This is a genomic window from Prauserella endophytica (assembly GCF_005146945.1).
In the GTDB taxonomy this organism is placed as follows: Bacteria; Actinomycetota; Actinomycetes; order Mycobacteriales; family Pseudonocardiaceae; genus Prauserella_A; species Prauserella_A endophytica.
In genome coordinates, this window is record NZ_SWMS01000001.1 from 54,447 (window position 1) to 72,266 (window position 17,820).

The window sequence follows — 17,820 nt, forward strand, 5'->3', positions numbered from 1 at the left end:
CGCCCACCTTCCGTCGCTCCTCGAGTGGAAGGCAGGGTAGTTCGTGAATGTTTCACACAGGTCGCGTCTGCTGATCTTCTGACCGCACGGTGGCCGCAGTGAAGGCCACCTTCACTGCGTTGAACCAACACAGCGGCGCGCAGCGTCTCCGTTTGGGTGGTGGGGGGAGACGGGTGGGCGCAGGCATGGTGGCCTTCACTGCATGGGGCACGCCTTACTGCGGCCGGGGATCGGCGTCGGCGAAGAAGTTCGGGACGTCCAGGGGTCCGCCCGCTTCGGCGAACTCCTCGTGCACGGCGGTGCGCAGGTGCTCGTCGGCGAGGTAGTCGACGGCGGTCAGCGCGAGCCCGAGTGCGCCGTCGGCCACCGCGCGCTCACCCGCCTCGGAACCGGCGGCCTCGGCGAACTGCACCGTGTGCAGAGCGACGACCGGCTCCGAGATCGCGATCATCGGGTGGATCGCGGGCATCCGGTACGACAGATTGCCGAGGTCGGTGGAGCCGGTGAGGAAGTCGGGGACGACGCCGGGCGGCAATGGCGTGCGTCCGCACTGCTGCTGGTTCACGGCCCACCGCCGCGAGAGCGCCTGGTTGAACCGGATCGGCAGGTACGGCGGCTGCGGGTCCCAGCGCAGCTCCACCCCGCAGCCGGTGATCTTCGCGGCACCGTGTGCGATCGCGGCCAGCCGGCCGGCCAGGTCCCGCAGCGTCTCCGGCCGCATCGAGCGCAGGTAGAACAGCACCGCGGCCCGGTCGGGAACGACGTTGGGCCTGCTGCCGCCGTCGGTGAACACCCCGTGCACGCGGTCGCCGGGCGGCAGATGCTGGCGCAGCGCGGCGACGCCCTGGTACGCGCTCACCGCGGCATCCAGCGCGTTGCGGCCCATGAACGGCTGCGCGGACGCGTGCGCGCTCACCCCGTGGAACACCATCTCCAGCTGCCGGCGGCCGAGGAACGGGTGCATCGCGATGTCGTGGCTGAACGGGTGCAGCATCACGACGGCGTCCACGTCGTCGAACACCCCGGCCCGCGCGAGCGTCTCCTTGCCGCCGCCACCCTCCTCGGCAGGCGTGCCGACGAGCGAGACCCTGCCACCGGTCTCGGGCAGCGCGGCCGCCGCGCCGAGGAATCCGCCGGCGCCTGCCGCGCAGATGATGTTGTGCCCGCACGCGTGACCGATGCCGGGCAGCGCGTCGTACTCGGCGAGCACCGCGACGTGCGGACCGGACTCCCCGGCGGTGGCGGCGAGCGCCGTGTCGAGCCCGCCGACGCCGAGCCGCACGTCGTGACCGTGCCGCTCCAGCAGTGTGGCGACCGCGCGGGCGGACCGGTGCTCGGTGAACGCGGTCTCCGGGTTGGCGTGCAGGTCCCGGCTGAGCGCGACGAGCTCGGGCGTCCGCACGGCGACGGCCGCGGTCACGGCGTCGCGGGCACCCGGGGGTGCGCCGTCGTGGTCGGAGGTGAGCGGTTCGGCCCTGCGCACGGCCTCGGCGGTCTGCTCGATCAGCGCACGCAGGTAGCCGTCGTCGGGGTGGTGGGGTTCGGTCACGCGCGCACCCTACTCGTCGTACCGGCCGCCCCTGCCGCGCTTGACGTCACCACGACGTTTCTTCGCGGCGATCCTGCGTTCCTGCGAGCCCCGCGTCGGCTTGGTCGGGCGGCGCTTGCGCGGCGGCGGCGCCGACGCCTCCCGCAACACGGCCGCGAGGCGTGCTCGCGCGGCCTCTCGGTTGCGCAGCTGCTCGCGGTGCTCGCTCGCCACGATCGTCAGCACGCCGTCGACGAGCCTGCGATCGAGCCGGGCGAGCAGCCGGGTGCGCAGATCATCCGGCACGGCGGGCGAGCGGGCGACGTCGAAGGACAGCTCGACCCGCGACGACGTGGTGTTCACTCCCTGCCCACCTGGGCCGGAGGAGCGAGAGAACCGTTCGGCCAGCTCGGCGTCCGGGATCACCAGACGCCGGGTGACGGGGAGCTCAGAACCGGGGGTGGTCACCGGTCAGCACGGCGCGAGGCCCGTCGGCGTCGTCGGAGGGCCGCACGTCGCCGAGCACCCACGCGGGCACGTGCCGCGCGGTGAGCACCGCCAGCGCGCGGTCGACGTCCTCGGGCGACACGACGGCCACCATGCCGACGCCCATGTTGAAGGTTCGCTCCAGCTCGGCGCGCTCGATGCGGCCGCGCTGGCCGATCAGCGCGAACACCGGCGCCGGCGTCCACGTGCCCCGATCGAGCTGCGCGGTCAGCCCGCGCGGCATCACGCGCTCCAGGTTCGCCGCGAGCCCGCCGCCGGTGACGTGCGCGAACGTCCGCACGTCGGCCTCCGCGGCCAGTGCGAGGCAGTCCTTCGCGTAGATCCGGGTCGGCTCCAGCAGCTCCTCTCCGAGCGTGCGGCCGAACTCCTCGACGTGCCCGCCGAGCGGCATCCGCGCGATGTCGAGCAGCACGTGTCGCGCGAGCGAGTAACCGTTGGAGTGCAGGCCCGTGGAACCCATGGCGATCACGACGTCACCCGGACGGACCAGGTCGGGGCCGAGGACGTCGGCTGCCTCGACCACGCCGATGCCGGTCGCGGAGATGTCGTAGTCGTGCTCGCCCATCATGCCCGGGTGCTCGGCGGTCTCCCCGCCGAGCAGCGCGCAGCCCGCCTGCACGCAGCCCTCGGCGATGCCGGAGACGATCGAGGCGACCTTCTCGGGCACGACCTTGCCGACCGCGATGTAGTCCTGCAGGAACAGCGGCTCCGCACCGGTCACCACCAGGTCGTCGACGACCATCGCCACGAGGTCGATGCCGACGGTGTCGTGCTTGTCCAGCGCCTGCGCGACCGCGATCTTGGTGCCGACGCCGTCGGTGGACGACGCGAGCAGCGGCTCCTTCCAGCGGCCCGGCTTCAACGAGAACAGGCCGGCGAACCCACCGACACCGCCCACCACCTCGGGCCTCGTGGCGCGGGCAGCGTGCGGCTTGAGCAGCTCGACGGCGTGGTCACCGGCGTCGATGTCGACCCCGGCGGCGGCGTACGTAGCGCTCGTGGACTCGCTCACGGAAGCGGACTCCATCCCTGATCCTGAAAGCTCGAAACGACTAGGGCAGCGCCCTAGGGACGCCGAACGGCATCCTCGGCACCGTACCCCGCCGGACTGACGGTCAGGGAGGAAGCGGTGGTTCCAGGAGCAGCACCGTTTCCGGAGAGGCCCTCCAGGAGGTGCTTGCCGATGAGCGCGTCGTCGGGCAGCTCGATGGGGTACTCGCCGTCGAAGCACGCGGCGCACAGTCGCGACCTGGGCTGTTCCGACGCGGCGACGAGCCCGTCGAGCGACACGTAGCCGAGCGAGTCGGCGCCGATGGAGCGCCGGATGCCGTCGAGGTCGGCTCCGTTGGCGACGAGCTCGGCCCTCGACGCGAAGTCGATGCCGTAGAAGCACGGCCAGCGCACCGGCGGCGAGGCGATGCGCACGTGGACCTCCAGCGCGCCGGACTCTCGCAGCATCCGCACCAGCGCGCGCTGGGTGTTTCCGCGCACGATGGAGTCGTCCACGACCACGAGCCGCTTGCCGCGGATCACCTCGCGCAGGGGGTTCAGCTTGAGGCGGATGCCGAGCTGGCGGATCGTCTGCGACGGCTGGATGAAGGTGCGGCCGACGTAGCCGTTCTTCACCAGGCCCGAGCCGTACGGGATGCCGGAGGCCTGCGCGTAGCCGATCGCGGCGGGCGTGCCGGACTCGGGGACCGGGATCACCAGGTCGGCGTCCGCGGGGTGCTCCTCCGCGAGCCGCCTGCCGATCTCCACGCGGGTGGCGTGCACGCTGCGGCCCGCGATCGTGGTGTCGGGCCTTGCCAGGTAGACGTACTCGAAGACGCAGCCCTTCGGCTCCGGGTTGGCGAAGCGCGAGGACCGCAGTCCGCCGGCGTCGATGGCGATCAGCTCGCCCGGCTCGACCTCCCGGACGAACGACGCGCCGACGATGTCGAGCGCCGCGGTCTCGCTCGCGACCACCCAGCCGCGCTCGAGCCTGCCGAGCACGAGTGGGCGCACCCCGTGCGGGTCGCGCGCCGCGTAGAGCGTGTTCTCGTCGGCGAACGTGAGGCAGAAGGCGCCGCGCAGCGTGGGCAGCAGTTCTATCGCGGCCGCCTCGATGCCCTTGTCGGCGGCCGCCTCGGCGAGCAGGCCGCTCACCAGGTCGGAGTCGGTGGTGGCGCCGTTCTTGCCGACGACGCCGAGCTCACGGGCGCGCTCGAGCAGCTCGTGGGTGTTGACGAGGTTGCCGTTGTGCCCGAGCGCGAGCCCGGAACCGGTCGGCGTGGTGCGGAACGTTGGCTGGGCGTTCTCCCAGCTACCGCCGCCGGTGGTGGAGTAGCGGCAGTGTCCGACGGCGATGTGCCCCTGCAGCGAGGAGAGCACCTGCTCGTCGAAGACCTGGCTCACCAGGCCGAGGTCCTTGAACACGACTATCTGGTTGCCGTCCGAGACGGAGATCCCGGCGGCCTCCTGCCCGCGGTGCTGCAGTGCGTACAGGCCGTAGTAGGTCAGCTTCGCGACGTCCTCACCTGGCGCCCAGACACCGAACACGCCGCATTCCTCGCGCGGTTCGGTTTCGAGCTGATCGCCGGTGGCTTCCCCAGTGGACGACTGGTCGGTGTGCACCGAAAGGCTCCCTGCGTACGAGAACGGGCCGCCTCCAGTGTAGGTCGCCGGAGGCGGCCCGACTCGGTGATGTAGCGCTCAACGAGCGAGCGTCACGCGGTGGCCACGAGCCACTTCGCGCGACCTTCGCGGCCGCTGGGCACCCAGCAGCCACGGGTCTCGGGCTTGGCTCGCGGCGCGAAGTCGTCGTCCGCGAGGCACAGCAGGTCGGCGACCACGGTGTGCATGGCGCCCGACCGCTTCCATAGAACGGTCTCGGGGGCGAGGATGTTCTGCTCGTCACCGGGCATGCGCATGGCGAGGACGTCGTCCTCGGCGTCGAGCCGGACGATGTCGATCACTGTGCCGTGCGCGCGGACGCCGACGACGGTGATGATCTCGCCGCGCTCATCACGCGGGTGCACGAACCGGTAGCCCCGCTCGATCAGCTCGCCGAGGACGTCCTCGACCGTCGTCTCACGCGACCATGTCATCGAACTCGCCGTCCTTGGCTCCCGCGAGGAACGCCTCGATCTCGGCGCGCGTGTAGATCAGCGCAGGGCCGTGGGGGTCCCGGGAGTTGCGCATCGCGACCTGCCCGTTGCCCAGCGGCGCCACCTCGACGCAGTTGCCCATGGCACCGCTGTACTTGCTCTTTCGCCAAGCCGCCTCGGTCAGCAGCTCCGAAGAGATCCCGTTCCGGATCGCCTCCGCCATGATCCTCACCTTCCCGACTTACACCTGGAGGATGCATCTGCACGTGCATTCACTTGTGCACCGACCGTAGCACGCGCCGATGCAGGTGTGAATGCACGTGCATCAGCAAGTTCGCCGATTGAACGACGCCCCGCTTTCGGGTGAATTCGGAGGGAGGGAACTACGCCGCTGCGTGTGCCTTGAGCAGCATCTGCCGTGACCGATCGGGTGTCTCGGCGTCGACCGCGAGCCGGTCCAGTGACCGGCCGATGAGCTCGATCTCGTCAGGGCGGTCCAGATAGAGGCCGCCCGCGATGTGCTCGATGTAGGCGATGTTCGGCAGCTCCGGCTCGGAGAACCGCAGGAGCGTGAACGCACCCTCGGCCGCATAACCACTGCGCTCGTACGGCACGACCTGGAGCGTGATGTGCGGCATCTTGGTCAGTTCGAGGAGCTGGTCGAGCTGTCTGCGCAGCACGTCGCGGCCGCCGATGGGCCGGTGCAGCACCGACTCGTCGATGACCGCCCACAGCCGCGGAGCGTTCGGCCGGAACAGCAGCCGCTGGCGGCGCATGCGCAGCGCGAGTCTGCCCTCGGCGGCGGCGTTCGCCGTCTCGGGGAGACCGTGGGTGACGATCGCCCGCGCGTAGTCCTCTGTCTGGAGCAGACCCGGCACGAACTGCAGCTCGTAGGTCTGGATCCGGCTGGCGGCCTCCTCGAGTCCGACATAGTCGTCGAACCACTTCGGCATGTACTCGTTGAACTTCTGCCACCAGCCGGGACTGTTGGACTGCTTGACCATGGTGAGGAAGCTGGAGCGCTCCTCGGGGTCGCCGATGCCGTACATGGTCAGCAGGTCGGTGACGTCGCGTTCCTTGAAGCCGACCCGGCCGAGTTCGAGCCTGGAGATCTTCGATTCGGACGCGCGGATGTGGTAGCCGGCTTCGGCCCTGCTGATGCCGGCCTGCTCGCGCAGCCTGCGCAGCTGGGCGCCCAGGATCATGCGACGAGCGGTAGGACCGGCGGATTGCTCGCCGGCGGCACCCTCAATCGCAGCCATCACCCGGACCCAATCCTCTCATCGCCGCCCCTGCTCAAGACCCGCCATCGTACCGGAGGAAGTCGCCCGACCACTCAAAGTACCGCTCACCGCCGGTCAGTCAAGACACCCCCGTTTACCGCGGGGGCACGAGCCCCTACTCTACGTTCAGCCCCGCGACCACCCAACCCTGCGCTGTGAGGTTCCCCATGGCAGGCCCAGTGCCCCAGTCCGAGCGTGCCCCTGTCGGCGTCGACCCCACGAGGGCGAGCATCGCGCGCGTCTACGACGCGTTCCTCGGCGGCAAGGACAACTACGAGATCGACCGGGAGGTCTTCCGCGGGGTGCAGAAGGCCGCGCCCGAAGCGCAGGACCTCGCCGTCGAGAACCGGAACTTCCTGATCCGCTGCTGCCGGTTCCTGGCGCTGCAGACCGACATCCAGCAGTTCCTCGACTGCGGGTCGGGGCTGCCCACCGCGGAGAACATCCACCAGGTCGTCCAGCGCATCAAGCCCGAGGCCAGGGTTGTCTACATCGACAACGACCCGGTGGTGCTCGCGCACGGCAGGGCGCTGCTGGAGGAGAACGACAACACCCACTTCGCCGCGGCCGACATCTTCCAGCCGAAGGAGATCCTCTCCAACGAGACGGTGCGCAAGCACATCGACTTCTCGGAGCCTGTGGCGTTCCTCCAGCTCGGCACCCTGCACCACTACGAGGGTCCAGCGGAGAAGCCCGCCGAGATCATGAAGGAGTACATCGACGCGCTGCCGTCCGGCTCCTACGTCGCGATCAGCCACTTCCTCGATCCGGAGAACGAGCACAGCGCCGTCGCAAGGAAGATGGAGGGCGTCTTCCGGCACAGCCCGATGGGATCCGGCACCTTCCGCACCCTCGCCGAGATCGAGCAGCTGTTCGACGGGCTCGAGATGATGACCCCGGGCGTGATCCGCTGTGCCGACTGGTACCCGGATGGTCCGCGGCTCAAGCCGCTGAACCAGGTGCAGCACTGCATCGCGGGCGGTGTCGGCCGCAAGCCCTAGCGCCCGCGCCTGCCTGCGTTCAACGCAGTGAAGGCCACCTTCACTGCGTTGAACGCAGGCAGGGTGGCCTTCACTGCAGAGGGGGTCGGGCTAGAGGCGGGCGATCGGGAGCCAGTGCGACAGGTCGGCGCGCGTGCCGGAGGCGGTGACCCTGCCGTCGGCGAGCGCGTCGCTCCACTGTAGACGCCCGGTGGCGAGCTCCAGCCAGGTTCGCGGGTCCGTCTCGACCACGTTCGGCGGCGTGCCGCGCGTGTGCCGGGGACCCTCGACGCACTGCACCGCCGCGAACGGCGGCACTCGCACCTCCACGCTGCGGCCCGGGGCCACGGAGGCGAGCGTGCGCAGGCTCAGCCGCACCGCGGCGGCCAGTTTCGGCCTCGCCGGTTCGGCGCCGGATCGGGTCAGCCAATCCGCGATCTCCGCGAGCGCGGCTCGTAACTCAGCGGGGTCGACCGTACGCGAACTGGACATGCATCAACAGTAGAGTGAACGCCGAGAACGAAACACGGCACGGCAGGAACGTGGGGATCGCACATGACGCAGCGGGATGAGGCAGACCGGCTGGTACCCAACGAATCCGCGCTGAAGAAGAAGCCCAAGATCACCAGGGAGATGCGCGCCAACGCCAGGGCCAACCCGAACAGCTGGCTCTACGTGATCGACGAGGCCTTCGACCCCAACGGAAGCGTGCCGTCCTGGGCGGTCGTCGGTGCCTACCCGGTGAACGCGTCCGGCGAGATCGTCGAGGACTTCCACCCCAACGACCGGTACCGGCCCTCGCCGAAGGCGCTCGGCTACCCGGAGCCGGCCAACGAGCTCGAACGGCTGCTGCAGCTCGTACGGACCAAGCACCGGCCCGCGGAGGACCTGCCGCCGCTGGTGCTCGACTCGACGTTGTTCGTCTACGCCATCTCACCGGTGCAGCGCACCGTGATCGGTTTCCACAACACCGACGGCCGTGTGATGGTGCCCGCCTACACCACGAAGTCGCTCGTGCCCTCGGAATGGCCGCACGCCCGCGCCGTGCTCGGCAGGGACATCGTCGAGCTGCTCGGCGGCCACGCACTGGTGATCAATCCGCACGACGTCGTCACCGCCGTCGTGCCTGCTGAGCACCTCGAGCACGCACTTTCGCAGGAGCGCTGAGTCCACTCTGGCGGGTGACACCGGTTCGCGCACACCGCCTTGTCAGGGCAAGGTGACGCCTGAACGGGGAGTCGCACGAAGGGGCGGGGTGTCGGTGTGAAGCGTCGCAGTTCTCACAGGTGCCGCAATACGCTGGCGGGTTCGGTCGTCGCGGTGCTCGCGGCGAGCACGTTGACCTTCGGGGGCCCTGCCGTCCCCGCGGAGGAGAAGGCGGACTACCGCGGCGCCGAGCAGCGCCACGCCGGCTCGCAGATCGCGAAGCACGAGGGAGTGCACGGCGCCCCTTCCCCCGACGCCTACACGTCGGGGACCAATGTGCTGGGCCACGACGTGAGCGGTTGGCAGGGCGACGTCGACTGGCCCGCGGCGACCAAGGCCGGGGCCAAGTTCGTGTACGTCAAGGCCACCGAGGGCACCGGGTTCACGAGCGACCACTTCAAGCAGCAGTACAACGGCTCCTACGCGGCGGGCATGATTCGTGGTGCATACCATTTCGCCAGGCCGGACATCTCAACGGGAGCGAAGCAGGCGCACTACTTCGTCGACCACGGCGGCGGCTGGACCAGGGACGGCCGGACGCTGCCCGGCGCGCTCGACATGGAATACAACCCCTACGGCGAGGCGTGCTACAACCGCTCGCCCAAGGTGATCGTCGCCTGGATCAGGGACTTCTCCAACGCCTACAAGGCCCGCACCGGCCGCACGCCGGTGATCTACACGTCGACGAGCTGGTGGAAGAAGTGCACGGGCAACAGCCCCGCGTTCGGCAGGACCAACCCGCTGTGGCTCGCCCGCTACGCGCCCCAGATCGGCGAGCTGCCCGCGGGCTGGGACTTCCAGAGCATCTGGCAGTTCTCCGACTCGGGCAAGCTGCCGGGCGACCAGAACTTCTTCAACGGCGGCCCCGGACAGCTCACGGCGCTGGCCACCGGGTGACCCACCGCAAGGCAGCGAACGGGGCATTAAACATCACCCAGGGCCCGCAATTTCACCCGTAAATCACCCACTTGTAGCGGGTATTTCATGCCAACTAGTGACAAAGCAGGCATCCTGCGATAACAATCAACGCCCGGGCGGCTACCTGCAGTGAGCCGTCCGGCAGCGAGGGCAATTGTTAATCGTGAAGGGATGCTTCTCATGTCCACTGCACGAAGAATCTGGCGGCGGGCCGTCACCGCCGCCGCCGTCGGTTCGGCCGGCGCGCTCCTGCTCGGCGCGCTGACCCCGGCCGGCGCCGCTCCGTCCAAGAGCGACGCCGTGCCGAGCCGGATCGACGGAATGCCGGTCGCGGAGTACGTCGAGAAGTACGACCACCCGATGGGCTCCCAGATCGCCAAGGCGGAAGGAGATCGGTCGACGGAGGCGAGCAAGCGGGCGGCCCTGCGGCCGCAGGGCCTCAACTCCGACGGCGCGGAGGCGCAGGCGACGGTGCCCGGCATCGACGTCAGCGGGCACCAGCAGAACGTCGACTGGAACTACTGGTGGGGGCAGGGCAAGCGGTTCGCCTTCGTGAAGGCGACCGAGGGGACGGGCTACAAGAACCCCTACTTCGCGCAGCAGTACAACGGCTCGTACAACGTCGGCATGATCCGCGGCGCGTACCACTTCGCGCTGCCGGACCGTTCCTCCGGCGCGGCACAGGCCAACTACTTCGTGGACAACGGCGGCGGCTGGTCGGCCGACGGCAAGACCCTGCCCGGCGCGCTGGACATGGAGTACAACCCCTACGGCTCCACGTGCTACGGCAAGAGCCAGTCGGCCATGGCGGCGTGGATCCGCGACTTCCACGACACCTACCACGCCCGCACCGGGCGCTGGCCCGTGATCTACACGTCCACGAGCTGGTGGAACCAGTGCGTCGGGACCGCGCAGAGCTTCGGCGACACCGTTCCGCTCTGGGTGGCGCGGTACGCCTCGTCGGTCGGAACACTGCCCAATGGCTGGGGATTCCACACGTTCTGGCAGTACACGTCGAGCCCGATCGACCAGAACTCGTTCAACGGCGCCTACGACCGCCTGAAGGTGCTGGCGACCGGCTGAGCGGGGCTCGGTGACACCGGTGAGGCTCCCGATCCCGCGACGGATCGGGAGCCTCCTGGTGCGCGGAGAAGGATCACCAGGCACAATGCGCTCTGATCGAACGCATGACCTGGGGGAACCACACCTTCCGGCAGCGCGTCCGAGAACCGGAGCGCACCACTGGGGGCGCCGCAGCGACGGAAGGTTTGGCCCATGACGTATCCACCTCAGCCCGGGCAGCCCTATGGCCAGCAGCCCGATCCGTACGGGCAGGGCGGCTACCAGCAGCAGGGCGGTTACCCACAGAGCGGCGGCTACCCCCAGCAAGGCGGCTATCCGCAGTCGGGCTCGTTCCCGCAGCAGGGCTACCCGCAGCAGGGTGGGTACCAGCAGCAGGGCTACCCCCAGCAGGGATACGGCTACCCGGGTGGCGGCGGCTACGGCCCGCAGCCGCCGAAGAAGAAGACCGGCCTGATCGTCGGGCTCTCCGCGGCGGCCGTGGTGGTGATCGCGTTCGTGATCACGGCGTTCGTCGCGCCGGGCTTCCTGCTGAGTGACGACGAGGAGGGCGGCAACACCAACGCCTCCGGCAACAGCCAGCAGGAAGACGGCGGCGCCCGCGCGTTCGCGCAGCAGATCATCGACGGCCTGAACAACCAGGACAGCGCGGCGCTCTCCGGCATGAAGTGCGCCGACGCCGAGGCCGACATCGACGAGGTCATCAGCTACGTCAGCCAGGTGGAGAGCGCCAAGCTGGGCGACGTGACCGAGAACGGCAACTCGGCGACGGCGACGGCGACGATCACCGCGGCCGGGTCGACCTACCCCGCGAGCGCCGAGCTCACCAAGAACGGCGACAAGTGGTGCTGGGCGAGCGTCTCGATGGACGAGGGCGGCTCGTCGTCGGACTCCACCGGCTCCACTGACTCCACCGACTCGACCGGCATCGCGAGCGGGGACAGCGCGGTCGCCGACGCCGACCCCGTGATCGGCGAGTTCGTCGACGCGCTCAACAACGGTGACAAGGCCGGCGCCGAGGCCGTGATGTGCGCCGACTCGATGAGCCTCAACGAGTACGACATCGAGAGGGCCACCCAGGGCGACACCAACCTGAGCGCGGGCCCGGCCGAGGGGTCGCAGTACTACGTCGAGTCCAAGCTCACCGGCACGATCGACGGGGAGACGATCGACGGCTCGATCAACGCAGACAACTTCGACGGCACCGGCTGGTGCGTGAGCCTGATCTTCCTCTGACGAACGGCTCCGAAGAGGCCGGTCCCCGCGCGGGGACCGGCCTCTTTCACGTCGTGAAGCGGGTGCCGGCGTCACGCGGGCGCATGATCAGGGCGGCGACGTAGTAGGTGCACGGTTCGGCGGAGCGATTCGCGTACTCGAGTGTCACGTCGGCGGCCAGGTAGATCGAGTCGCCCTCGCTGAGTGCGACCGTGCGCTCGCCGTCGATCGTCAGTTCGACGGAGCCCGACTCCACGAAGATGAACTCGTGCGAGCCCGGCGCGTAGGCCGGGTAGCTCCCGGGTGTGCAGCCCGGCGGCAGCGTGGATCGGATCCACTCGAAGTTCACACCGGGCACCACCGGGGTGAGGATGGTGCGCTGCCATCCGCCCGGCTCGTCGACCACGTCCTGCTCGGCGGCCCTGCGCACGATCACGCGCTCGGCCTCGGGTTCGGAGACGAGCACCGAGAGCCGCACGCCGAGCCCGCCCGCGATGCGGTCGAGCACCACCACGGTGGGCGCCTTGTCACCCCGCTCGACCGCGGACAGCATGCTGACGCTGACACCGGAGTGCTCGGCGAGTTCCTGCAGCGTCATGCTCCGCTCGCGGCGAAGCCCTTGAATGCGCTGGCCAAGTGCGCCCAAATCCACCTACACTATAGTAGTGACCAATTCTTCTATAGTGCAATCCAGGGTGGTCCGGGACGCGGTCACAACCGATCTGGCCGCGATCGCCGAGATCTACGCCCACTACGTCACCGGCAGCGTCGCCACCTTCGAGCTCGAGGCGCCGGACGCCGAGGAGTGGCAGCGGCGCTTCACCTCGGTCACCACCGCGGGCCTGCCGTTCCTGGTCGCCGAGCACGAGGGCGCGGTCGCCGGGTACGCGTACTGCACGCCGTGGAAGACCCGGCCCGCCTACCGGCAGACCGTGGAGGACTCGATCTATCTCGCGCCGTGGGCCCACGGCCGCGGCATCGGCGGCGCACTGCTGGACGAGCTGCTGGCCCGCTGCGCGGCGGCGGACATCCGCGAGGTCATCGCCGTGGTCGCCGACTCTGGCGAGGAGGCATCGCTCGCCCTGCACGGCAAACGCGGCTTCACCGAGGCGGGCAGGCTGCGGCGCGTCGGCCACAAGCACGGGAAGTGGCTGGACACCGTGCTGCTGCAACGAAGCCTTGGCCCCCTCTGATGGATCTTTCCGTCGCGAGCGGGGATCGGCGCGGTGTCTGACAAGGCGGAGCGCGGGCGTCGTGGCGGGCGCAGGCCGTTCTACGGGTGGGTCCAGGTCGGTGGGCTGAGTGCCACCGAGCTGGTGTCGTGGGGCGTGCTCGTGTACGCGTTCTCGGTGTTCGTGGTTCCGATGCGCGAGGAGCTGGGCTGGTCGGTGGGCTGGCTCAACGCGGTCTACGCGACGGGCGTGGTGGTGTCGGGCCTGCTCGCGATGCCGGTAGGGCGGGTGCTGCAGACGCGGGGGCCGAGGGGCGTGATGACCGTGGGCAGCGCGGGCGCGGTGCTCATGCTCCTCGGCTGGTCGCAGGTGGACTCTCTGCCGATGTTCTTCGTCGTCTTCGTGCTCGGCGGATTCGCGATGGCGACGACCCTGTACGAACCCGCGTTCGCGGTGACGGCGGTGTGGTTCGCGCGAGATCGTGCCCGCGCGGTGCTGGTGCTCACGATCTTCGGCGGGCTCGCCAGCGCCGTGTTCGTTCCGCTCACGGGCGTGCTCGTCTCGTGGCTCGGCTGGCGCGACGCACTGCTGGCGCTCGCGGTGATCACCGCCGTGGTGACGCTGCCGGTCCACGGCCTCCTGCTGCGCAGGCATCCCGCCGACCTCGGCCTGCACCCCGACGGCTCCGACGAACCGCCGCCGCCGAGGGAGGCCGCGCCGGCACCGCCCCGGCAAGCGGTGCTGCGCAGCGCGTCGTTCCGCAGGCTGACCGTGTGCTTCGTGTGCGGCACCTCAGCGAAGCTGGCCGTGACAGTGGTGCTGGTCGCCTACCTGACCGAGCGCGGCTACCCGCTGGGACTCGCGACGCTCGCGGCCGGTGGCGTGGGGCTGTTCCAGGTGACCGGCCGGGTGCTGGTGACCGCGCTACGGCGCTGGGTTCCCGAGCACAGGGCGGGCGCGGCGCTCTTCGCCGCGCAGGGCGTCGCCATAGCGCTGCCGCTGACCACCTCCGGGCACGGAACCGCGGCGACCGTGTCGATCATCGTGTTCGTGGTGCTCTTCGGGCTCGGTTACGGGCTGGCCGAGCTGTTGCGCGGCACGCTCGTCGCCGACTACTACGGGCCAGGAGAGTACGCCCGGATCAACGGCGTGCTGGCCGCCTTCGTCGTCGGTGCGCGGGCGGCGGGACCCGCGCTGGCCGGGGTCGCGGTCGCCGGCTTCGGCTACACCCCGGTGTTCGTGGGCTCGGCGCTGCTCGCCGCGGTGAGCGCCGGTGCGTTGCTGTTGGCCCATCGTGCCCACGGCGAGGAGCTTGATCGCCTAGATTCCTTGCCATGAAACGGCTGCGCTCGGCGTTCCGGTCTCCCTTGTTCGGCACCATCGCGATCGCGGTCGCGCTGCTGCTCGGCATCAGCCTGTGGCTGCTCACCGACAGCAGGACGTCCCGCAGCGACGCGCTCCGCACCGGCGGGCTGGCCGGTGCGTCGGTGGTGGCGCTCTATGCGCTGTGGCTCAACGACCGGCGCCGCCGCGTCGAGGAGGCACGCCAGGACATCGAACGACGCCGTCACGACCTGGAGACCAACCGCATCTCCGACGAGCGCTTCGCCCGCTCCGTCGAGCTGCTCGGCAACGAGGCCGACCAGGTCAGGGTCGGTGCGATGCACGCGCTCGCGGGGCTCGCGCGCAGCCGGGCGGGTTACACGCAGACGGTGCTCGACGTGCTGTGCGCCTATCTGCGCAGGCCGTTCACGCACCCACGCTTCGGCAAGACTCCGAACCCCGAGGATCCCGAGGCCGAGCGCGAGCTGCAGGTCCGGCTCACCGCGCAACGGCTGATCCACGACCTCCTGCCGGTGCGCGACGACACCGAGCGCCCCAGCTACGACCTCGACCTCACCGGTGCCGCGCTGGAGTACCTCGACCTCTCCGGCCGCCGCATGGGCAGCGTGATCCTGCGCTACACGTACCTGCACAGCAGCACGAACCTCAGCGACTGCGTGTTCACCGGGCCCGTGTGGTTCACCGCCGCGGCCACGGGCACCGGCAGGCTCTCCGGCCGCTTCCGCTGCGCGGGCACGACGTTCCGCGACCGGGCGTGGTTCAGCGGCACGACCTTCAACTCGCTGGCCGACTTCACCGGCACCGTGTTCGACGGCGAGGCGAACTTCAAGGACGCCGCCTTCCGAGGCGAGGCGCGGTTCCGCGACGCCACGTTCGGCGACGCGTTCACGCTGCGCGGCACCACGTTCCACGACGACGTCGAGCCGCCGGAGGGCTGGGTCGCCGAGGAGCAGCGCGACGACACCACGAAGCTGCGCCCAGTGGGCTAGTCGAACAGGGCGGGCAGCGTGCCTTCCCAGGCGGTGCTCAGCTCGTCGAGGCCGAACGTCGCGACGTCCTGGATCTCCAGCGCACCCGCCTCGGGGTCCACGACACCGGCCCGGCGCCACGGCAGCCCGCGCGCGTCGCACATCTCCGTGAACCGCAGCTCCTCGCTGCGCGGCACGGCCACCAGCACGCGGCCCGCCGACTCGGAGAACAGCTGCACGAACGGGTCCTGGTCGTCGGCCAGGATCGCCCTGGCGCCGCACTGTCCGATGAGGACCATCTCGACGAGCGCCTGCGCGAGCCCGCCGTCGGAGAGGTCGTGCGCCGCGGAGATCATGCCGTCGCGAGAGCCCGCGACCAGGATCTCGGCCAGCAACCGCTCCCGCTCCAGGTCGACCTTCGGCGGCAGCCCGCCGAGGTGCCCGTGGATGACGTGTGCCCACGCGGAACCGCCGAACTCGTCGTGGGTGTCGCCGAGCAGCAGGAGCGTCTCGCCCGCCTCGTTGCCGATGCCGGTGGGGATGCGCCGCGTCACGTCGTCGATCACGCCGAGGACGCCGACCACCGGCGTCGGCAGGATCGCCGTGTCACCGGTCTGGTTGTAGAAGCTCACGTTGCCGCCGGTCACCGGCACACCGAGCTGCGCGCAGCCGTCGGCGAGGCCGTGCACGGCGCGCTCGAACTGCCACATCACACCGGGATCGCGGGGGGAGCCGAAGTTGAGGCAGTTGGTGACCGCCACCGGCATGGCACCGCTCGTGGCGACGTTGCGGTACGCCTCGGCGAGCGCGAGCTGCGTGCCCGCGTACGGGTCGAGGTAGACGAAGCGGCTGTTGCAGTCGGTCGCGACGGCGACGCCGCGTCCGGTCGACTCGTCGATCCGGATCACGCCGGAGTCGGAGGGCTGCGCGAGCACGGTGTTGCCACGCACGTACCGGTCGTACTGCTGGGTGACCCATTCCTTCGAGGCCAGGTTCGGCGAGGAGACGAGCTTCAGCAGCGTGTCGCGCAGCTCGTCCGGAGTGGACGGACGCGCGAGCGAGTCGGTGGTGTTCGCCTGCACGGTGTCCTGCCCGGCGGGGCGCGCGTACGGTCGGTCGTACACCGGGCCCTGGTGGGCGACGGTGCGCGGCGGCACGTCGACCACGGTCTCGCCACGCCACGTGATGACGAGGTGGTCGCCGTCGGTGACCTCGCCGATCTCCGTGGCGATCACGTCCCACTTCTCGCACACCGCCATGAAGGCGTCCACATCGGACGGAGCGACCACCGCGCACATCCGCTCCTGCGACTCGCTGGAGAGGATCTCGGCGGGGGTCATGTTCTTGGCCCGCAGCGGAACGCGGTCGAGGTCGATGTACATGCCGCCGTCACCGGCGGCGGCGAGCTCGGACGTGGCGCAGGACAGCCCGGCGCCGCCGAGGTCCTGGATGCCGACGACGAGCTTCTTCGCGAACAGCTCGAGGCAGCACTCGATGAGCACCTTCTCGGTGAACGGGTCACCCACCTGCACGCTCGGCAGCTTCTTGCGACCCCCGGCCGTCTCGTCACCGGAGAACGTGTCGCTCGCCAGCACGGACACGCCGCCGATGCCGTCGAGCCCGGTGCGCGCGCCGAACAGGATGATCTTGTTGCCCTTGCCGGAGGCGTGCGCCAGGTGCAGGTCCTCGACCCGCATCGCGCCGACGCACAGCGCGTTCACCAGCGGGTTGCCCGCGTAGCTCTCGTCGAACACCACCTCGCCGCCGATGTTCGGCAGGCCGAGGCAGTTGCCGTACCCGGCGATCCCGGCCACGACGCCCGGCAGCACGCGGCGGGTGTCGGGCGCGTCGGCCGGGCCGAAACGCAGTGGGTCCGCGACCGCGAGCGGGCGCGCGCCCATCGCGAGGATGTCGCGCACGATGCCGCCGACGCCCGTCGCCGCGCCCTGGTAGGGCTCCACATAGGACGGGTGGTTGTGGCTCTCGACCTTGAACGTGACCGCCCAGCCGTCGCCGACGTCGACCACACCGGCGTTCTCGCCGATGCCGGCGAGCATCTTCTCGCGCATCTCGGGCGTGGTGGTCTTGCCGAAGTAGGACAGGTGCTTCTTCGACGACTTGTACGAGCAGTGCTCGCTCCACATCACCGAGTACATGGCCAGCTCGGCCTCGGTGGGCCTGCGGCCGAGGATCTCCTTGATCCGCGCGTACTCGTCGTCGGCGAGGCCGAGTTCGACGTACGGCTGCGGAAGGTCCGGGGTCTCGACGGCGCGGGCGGTGGTGTCGATGACGGGCGTGTCGACGTTTGGTGAGGCCACGACGTCAAGAGTAACCGCGGCGCGAAGCGCCTCCGTCTGGGTGGTGGTGGGAGACGGGTGGGCGTAACCGCGGCGCGAAGCGCCTCCGTCTGGGTGGTGGTGGGCGTGCGTGGCTGGGTGGTGGTGGGCGTGCGTGGCGAAACTGCGTGGCGAAATTCGGTCGCCATCGCCGCAGGTCGTTCGTAACGTTGAGCGACGTGTCCGAAACGCCGTAT

Annotated in this window: 18 protein-coding genes; 8 read left to right on the plus strand and 10 right to left on the minus strand. The window is 70.0% G+C overall.

Annotation, left to right across the window (positions count from 1 at the left end; translation table 11 throughout):
* Nucleotides 1-214: 214 nt before the first annotated feature.
* The 7 genes from FCN18_RS00275 to FCN18_RS00305 form a co-directional block, all read right to left on the minus strand.
* Nucleotides 215-1,549, minus strand: a complete 1,335-nt coding sequence (locus FCN18_RS00275; protein ID WP_137092736.1) for a M20 family metallopeptidase — start codon at nt 1,547-1,549, stop codon at nt 215-217.
* 9 nt (nt 1,550-1,558) lie between these two features.
* A complete protein-coding gene (gene arfB / locus FCN18_RS00280) occupies nt 1,559-1,996 on the minus strand; it encodes an alternative ribosome rescue aminoacyl-tRNA hydrolase ArfB (RefSeq protein WP_137092737.1) in 438 nt (145 codons plus the stop codon).
* Nucleotides 1,977-3,047, minus strand: a complete 1,071-nt coding sequence (gene purM / locus FCN18_RS00285; protein ID WP_112266669.1) for a phosphoribosylformylglycinamidine cyclo-ligase — start codon at nt 3,045-3,047, stop codon at nt 1,977-1,979. Before purM ends, arfB begins: the two co-directional genes overlap by 20 nt.
* 53 nt (nt 3,048-3,100) lie before the next feature.
* Nucleotides 3,101-4,648, minus strand: a complete 1,548-nt coding sequence (purF, locus tag FCN18_RS00290; RefSeq protein ID WP_113644548.1) for an amidophosphoribosyltransferase — start codon at nt 4,646-4,648, stop codon at nt 3,101-3,103.
* A 92-nt stretch (nt 4,649-4,740) separates the two neighbouring features.
* The gene (locus tag FCN18_RS00295) at nt 4,741-5,121 is read right to left on the minus strand and encodes a hypothetical protein (RefSeq protein WP_112265385.1); all 381 of its coding nucleotides are present in this window, start codon (nt 5,119-5,121) and stop codon (nt 4,741-4,743) included.
* Nucleotides 5,105-5,344 (minus strand): DUF397 domain-containing protein, encoded by a 240-nt coding sequence (locus tag FCN18_RS00300; RefSeq protein WP_112265387.1) that lies wholly within the window; start codon nt 5,342-5,344, stop codon nt 5,105-5,107. Before FCN18_RS00300 ends, FCN18_RS00295 begins: the two co-directional genes overlap by 17 nt.
* A 160-nt stretch (nt 5,345-5,504) precedes the next feature.
* On the minus strand, nt 5,505-6,383 hold the full coding sequence (locus tag FCN18_RS00305; RefSeq protein ID WP_112265389.1) for a helix-turn-helix domain-containing protein: 879 nt from the start codon (nt 6,381-6,383) through the stop codon (nt 5,505-5,507).
* 188 nt (nt 6,384-6,571) lie between these two features.
* On the opposite strand from FCN18_RS00305, the gene FCN18_RS00310 reads away from it, so the two are divergent.
* Complete coding sequence (locus tag FCN18_RS00310) at nt 6,572-7,405, plus strand: SAM-dependent methyltransferase (protein WP_137092738.1); 834 nt, start codon at nt 6,572-6,574, stop codon at nt 7,403-7,405.
* A gap of 90 nt (nt 7,406-7,495) precedes the next feature.
* On the opposite strand, the gene FCN18_RS00315 is transcribed toward FCN18_RS00310, so the two are convergent.
* On the minus strand, nt 7,496-7,876 hold the full coding sequence (locus FCN18_RS00315) for a sterol carrier family protein (protein WP_112265393.1): 381 nt from the start codon (nt 7,874-7,876) through the stop codon (nt 7,496-7,498).
* A gap of 63 nt (nt 7,877-7,939) precedes the next feature.
* Between FCN18_RS00315 and FCN18_RS00320 the strand changes: the two genes are divergently transcribed.
* The 4 genes from FCN18_RS00320 to FCN18_RS39425 all read left to right on the plus strand — a co-directional run bounded on the left by FCN18_RS00320 (nt 7,940) and on the right by FCN18_RS39425 (nt 11,824).
* A complete protein-coding gene (locus tag FCN18_RS00320; protein ID WP_112265395.1) occupies nt 7,940-8,551 on the plus strand; it encodes a type VII secretion system-associated protein in 612 nt (203 codons plus the stop codon).
* A 153-nt stretch (nt 8,552-8,704) separates the two neighbouring features.
* Complete coding sequence (locus tag FCN18_RS00325) at nt 8,705-9,487, plus strand: lysozyme (RefSeq protein ID WP_228713529.1); 783 nt, start codon at nt 8,705-8,707, stop codon at nt 9,485-9,487.
* A gap of 201 nt (nt 9,488-9,688) precedes the next feature.
* The gene (locus FCN18_RS00330; RefSeq protein WP_112265397.1) at nt 9,689-10,591 is read left to right on the plus strand and encodes a lysozyme; all 903 of its coding nucleotides are present in this window, start codon (nt 9,689-9,691) and stop codon (nt 10,589-10,591) included.
* Nucleotides 10,592-10,783: 192 nt separating this feature from the next.
* Entirely contained in the window at nt 10,784-11,824 is a 1,041-nt protein-coding gene (locus FCN18_RS39425) for a hypothetical protein (RefSeq protein WP_170200487.1), read from the plus strand.
* Nucleotides 11,825-11,870: 46 nt separating this feature from the next.
* Here the strand turns inward: FCN18_RS39425 and FCN18_RS00340 are convergent, their stop codons facing one another.
* Complete coding sequence (locus FCN18_RS00340) at nt 11,871-12,455, minus strand: helix-turn-helix domain-containing protein (protein ID WP_112265398.1); 585 nt, start codon at nt 12,453-12,455, stop codon at nt 11,871-11,873.
* A gap of 43 nt (nt 12,456-12,498) precedes the next feature.
* Between FCN18_RS00340 and FCN18_RS00345 the strand changes: the two genes are divergently transcribed.
* Genes FCN18_RS00345 through FCN18_RS00355 form a run of 3 tightly spaced genes read left to right on the plus strand, consistent with a single transcriptional unit; the run spans nt 12,499 to nt 15,308 of the window.
* Complete coding sequence (locus FCN18_RS00345) at nt 12,499-12,996, plus strand: GNAT family N-acetyltransferase (RefSeq protein ID WP_228713531.1); 498 nt, start codon at nt 12,499-12,501, stop codon at nt 12,994-12,996.
* Between the two features lie 33 nt (nt 12,997-13,029).
* A complete protein-coding gene (locus tag FCN18_RS00350; protein WP_137092739.1) occupies nt 13,030-14,313 on the plus strand; it encodes an MFS transporter in 1,284 nt (427 codons plus the stop codon).
* Entirely contained in the window at nt 14,310-15,308 is a 999-nt protein-coding gene (locus tag FCN18_RS00355; protein WP_112265404.1) for a pentapeptide repeat-containing protein, read from the plus strand. The genes FCN18_RS00350 and FCN18_RS00355 overlap by 4 nt, the downstream gene beginning before the upstream one ends.
* On the opposite strand, the gene purL is transcribed toward FCN18_RS00355, so the two are convergent.
* On the minus strand, nt 15,305-17,605 hold the full coding sequence (purL, locus tag FCN18_RS00360; protein ID WP_113644544.1) for a phosphoribosylformylglycinamidine synthase subunit PurL: 2,301 nt from the start codon (nt 17,603-17,605) through the stop codon (nt 15,305-15,307). The two genes, FCN18_RS00355 and purL, sit on opposite strands and share 4 nt — an antisense overlap.
* Nucleotides 17,606-17,820: the final 215 nt, after the last annotated feature.

What these genes read in the sequence shown, in the direction of transcription:
- FCN18_RS00295 (WP_112265385.1), bottom strand. Translation starts at nt 5,121, where the DNA reads ATGACATGGTCGCGTGAGACGACGGTCGAGGACGTCCTCGGCGAGCTG.
- FCN18_RS00300 (WP_112265387.1), bottom strand. Translation starts at nt 5,344, where the DNA reads ATGGCGGAGGCGATCCGGAACGGGATCTCTTCGGAGCTGCTGACCGAG.
- FCN18_RS00305 (WP_112265389.1), bottom strand. Translation starts at nt 6,383, where the DNA reads ATGGCTGCGATTGAGGGTGCCGCCGGCGAGCAATCCGCCGGTCCTACC.
- FCN18_RS00310 (WP_137092738.1), top strand. Translation starts at nt 6,572, where the DNA reads ATGGCAGGCCCAGTGCCCCAGTCCGAGCGTGCCCCTGTCGGCGTCGAC.
- FCN18_RS00315 (WP_112265393.1), bottom strand. Translation starts at nt 7,876, where the DNA reads ATGTCCAGTTCGCGTACGGTCGACCCCGCTGAGTTACGAGCCGCGCTC.
- FCN18_RS00320 (WP_112265395.1), top strand. Translation starts at nt 7,940, where the DNA reads ATGACGCAGCGGGATGAGGCAGACCGGCTGGTACCCAACGAATCCGCG.
- FCN18_RS00330 (WP_112265397.1), top strand. Translation starts at nt 9,689, where the DNA reads ATGTCCACTGCACGAAGAATCTGGCGGCGGGCCGTCACCGCCGCCGCC.
- FCN18_RS39425 (WP_170200487.1), top strand. Translation starts at nt 10,784, where the DNA reads ATGACGTATCCACCTCAGCCCGGGCAGCCCTATGGCCAGCAGCCCGAT.
- FCN18_RS00355 (WP_112265404.1), top strand. Translation starts at nt 14,310, where the DNA reads ATGAAACGGCTGCGCTCGGCGTTCCGGTCTCCCTTGTTCGGCACCATC.